General features: G+C 65.4%; 4 protein-coding genes. 1 reads left to right on the forward strand and 3 read right to left on the reverse strand.

The window, feature by feature from the left end:
* Nucleotides 1-570, forward strand: a 570-nt coding sequence (locus JOZ79_RS00615; protein ID WP_294069163.1) for a MazG family protein, incomplete at its 5' end; no start/stop codon positions are given.
* On the opposite strand, the gene hflX is transcribed toward JOZ79_RS00615, so the two are convergent.
* The 3 genes from hflX to JOZ79_RS00630 form a co-directional block, all read right to left on the reverse strand.
* Complete coding sequence (hflX, locus tag JOZ79_RS00620) at nucleotides 549-1,856, reverse strand: GTPase HflX (RefSeq protein ID WP_294069166.1); 1,308 nt, start codon at nucleotides 1,854-1,856, stop codon at nucleotides 549-551. The two genes, JOZ79_RS00615 and hflX, sit on opposite strands and share 22 nt — an antisense overlap.
* Nucleotides 1,853-2,350, reverse strand: a complete 498-nt coding sequence (gene hfq / locus JOZ79_RS00625) for an RNA chaperone Hfq (RefSeq protein WP_294069169.1) — start codon at nucleotides 2,348-2,350, stop codon at nucleotides 1,853-1,855. The genes hflX and hfq overlap by 4 nt, the downstream gene beginning before the upstream one ends.
* Before the next feature lie 14 nt (nucleotides 2,351-2,364).
* The coding region (locus JOZ79_RS00630; RefSeq protein WP_294069172.1) for a sigma-54 dependent transcriptional regulator at nucleotides 2,365-3,148 on the reverse strand (784 nt) is incomplete at its 5' end.

Here is a 3,148-nt window from a genome sequence, read left to right on the forward strand (position 1 = left end):
GATCTGCAGCTCCAGGTCGTCTTCCATTCGCAAATGGCCGCCGAGGCCGGCCAGTTCACGCTCGACGACGTCATCGACCGCATCTGTGACAAGCTCGAGCGCCGCCACCCGCATATCTTTGGCGAAGCGGCGCACAGTCCGGGATGGGAGAATTTGAAGGCGGATGAGCGCCGGCAGCATGAGGACCAGAGCGCGCTGGCCGGCGTGGCCCTGGCGCTTCCCGCGCTTGAGCGTGCCGTCAAGCTGCAGCGGCGCGCCGCGCGCGTCGGGTTTGACTGGCCAGACGCCTCTGGCCCCCGTGCAAAGATCGACGAGGAACTCGCGGAGCTGGACGCCGAAAGCGATCGGGAGCGTCAGACCGAAGAGATCGGCGATCTACTGTTCGCCATAGTGAACCTCGCACGACATCTGAAGATCGCCCCTGAAGCCGCGCTGCGCGATGCCAATACCAAGTTCGAGCGGCGTTTTCGAGCGATCGAGGCGGTTCCGGAATTCGCGGACATGTCGCTATCGCAGAAGGAAGGCCTCTGGGTTGCTGCCAAAGCGACTCAAGCGGACTCCAAGGCCTGAAACCGCGCCCAATTATCGGGTGAAAGCCGAACGGACAGCGCGAGCTGGTCGCCCTCCACGTGCTGGTCGATCACGTCGCCGCGGCTGTGCAGCCAGGCGATCCTGCCGCCGTCGATTGCGGCAATCCGGACATGATGCACCTCTTCGCCGCTGCGTAGCCTGCCGGCAATGAGGTCGCGAAGTCTGTCCAGTCCCTCGCCCGTCAATGCCGACACCGGAACAACATCGTCGCGGCGATGCGCTTCCCCGCCCAGCTGGCTCCGCTCCTCGGGCGACAGCAGGTCGACCTTGTTCCACGCTTCGAGTCGCGGCGGCGCCCCCTCCTCCGCCATGCCAAGCGACTGTAGAACGTCCTCGACGTCATCGCGCTGCGCCTCGCGATCGGGGTGCGCCATGTTGCGGACATGGACAAGAAGGTCGGCCGAGCGCACCTCCTCCAGCGTTGCCCGGAACGCCGCAATCAGTTCGGTCGGCAGGTCTGAGACGAAGCCGACGGTATCCGACAGAATGGCCTTGTCGAATCCGGGCAGGTCGATGTCGCGCATGGTCGGATCGAGAGTCGCGAAAAGAAGGTCTTTCGCGAACACAGCTTCGCCCGTTAGGTGATTGAATAAAGTGGACTTTCCCGCATTGGTATAGCCGACAAGCGCAATCACCGGCCAGGGTGCGCGCTGGCGGCGCTCGCGGTGCAGTGCGCGGGTTCGCTTCACCTGGTCGAGCTCGCGGCGAATGCGGGCCATGCGGTCGCGGATCAACCGCCGGTCAGCCTCGATCTGGGTCTCGCCCGGACCGCCAAGGAATCCGAACCCGCCGCGCTGCCGTTCGAGGTGGGTCCAGCTTCGGACCAGTCGCCCTGCCTGGTAGTCGAGGTGCGCGAGCTCGACCTGCAGCCGGCCTTCCGCTGTCACTGCCCGCTCGCCGAAGATCTCGAGGATCAGGCCGGTTCGATCGATGACCTTGGCGCCGGCCTCTTCTTCCAGATTCTTCTGTTGGATAGGCGCGAGCGCCGCATCGACGATGAGCAGGCGGGCGTCATTCTCCTTGGCCAGGCCGGCGATCTCCTCGACCTGGCCCTTGCCGAGCAGGGTCGCCGGGCGAACGGTCCTCACCCGGAAGGCACGCGCGGCGACGACCTGGATGCCGATCGCCTCGGCCAGCCCGCGTGCCTCCTCCAGCCTCGCCTCGGCAGAGCGTCGCGACGGCTCGCGCGCCAGCTCGGGTACGACCATGACGGCGCGTTCGCCGCGCGCAACCTCGATCGCGCCATTGCCGTCGTAAGTGGTCATTCAGGCTCCGCGTCGTCTGCTGTTTCCGCCGGCCCAAGCTCCAGCGCCTCCTCCGGCTGCAGGGTCGACAAGGCATGCTTGTAGACCAGTTGGACGTGCCGGCCGCGCTCGAGCAACACCGAGAACTGGTCGAAGGACGTCACCGAGCCCTGCAACATCACGCCATTCACAAGGAACATGGTCATCGGGACGCGTTCGCGGACCGCGGCGGCGAGAAAGTGATCCTGAAGCGAGGTCCTTCCGGCTGTCCCCTCGCCGCCCGCGCTCGGCGCCTGAAAGTCCGGCGGCCGCTCGGACGGCATGACGGTCGAGATCGAATGCTTGTAGACTAGCTGCGACGTGCCTTCGCGGCGCAGAAGCAGCGAAAACGCGTCGAACCAGGTGACCACGCCCTGCAGCTTCACGCCCTTCACCAGGAAGATCGTGACCGGCAGCCGAGCGCGGCGGACGCTGTTGAGGAAATGATCCTGCAGGCTCAAAGTTCGCCCGGCCACCGACCTTTAAGCTCCTATTCCTCTTCACCCTCGCGTTTGTCGCCGATGCCCAGCGCCTTCAGCTTCCGATGCAGGGCCGACCGCTCCATGCCGATGAACGACGCGGTGCGGGAGATGTTGCCGGAAAACCGGCGAATCTGGATTTTCAGATATTCACGCTCGAACGATTCCCGGGCTTCGCGAAGCGGACTGCCCATGATGGCCATGGCGGTGGTCGATCCCGCCTGCGCGCCCGGGTTATCAAGCACTTCTGGCGGCAGCAGGTCGGCGTCGATGCACGAGACGCGCTCGCCCGGCGCCAGGATTACCGTCCTCTCGATGATGTTCCTGAGCTGGCGCACATTGCCCGGCCAGTCGTGGGCCTGAAGCGCGGCCATCGCCTCCTCCGAAATGCTCGGGGTGGGGATTCGACGCTCGGTCGCGAAGCGCGCAAGGAAATGGTTGGCGAGCTCGGGAATGTCCTCCCGTCGCTCTCGCAGCGGCGGCAGTCGTACAGGGACGACGTTGAGCCGGTAATACAAGTCCTCGCGAAATCGCCCCGCAGCGATTTCGTCCTGCAGGTTGCGCGCGGTCGCCGAAAGCACCCGGACGTCGACCTTCACGGACCGCTGGCCGCCGACCCTATGGTAGCTCTGGTCGGTGAGGACGCGCAGAATCTTGGCCTGGGTCGTCAGCGGCATGTCGGCAATTTCGTCGAGGAACAGGGTCCCGCCATGCGCCTGCTCGAGCAGGCCGGGACGGATATTGCCGTCCTCCTCAGTCCCAAACAGCTCCTCCTCGACGCGGTCAGGGCTCATC

This window comes from Sphingomonas sp., from assembly GCF_019242355.1.
Taxonomy (GTDB): Bacteria; Pseudomonadota; Alphaproteobacteria; order Sphingomonadales; family Sphingomonadaceae; genus Sphingomicrobium.

Bases quoted from the DNA above. Each gene is read 5' to 3' on its own strand.
- hflX (WP_294069166.1), bottom strand. From the start codon at position 1,856: ATGACCACTTACGACGGCAATGGCGCGATCGAGGTTGCGCGCGGCGAA.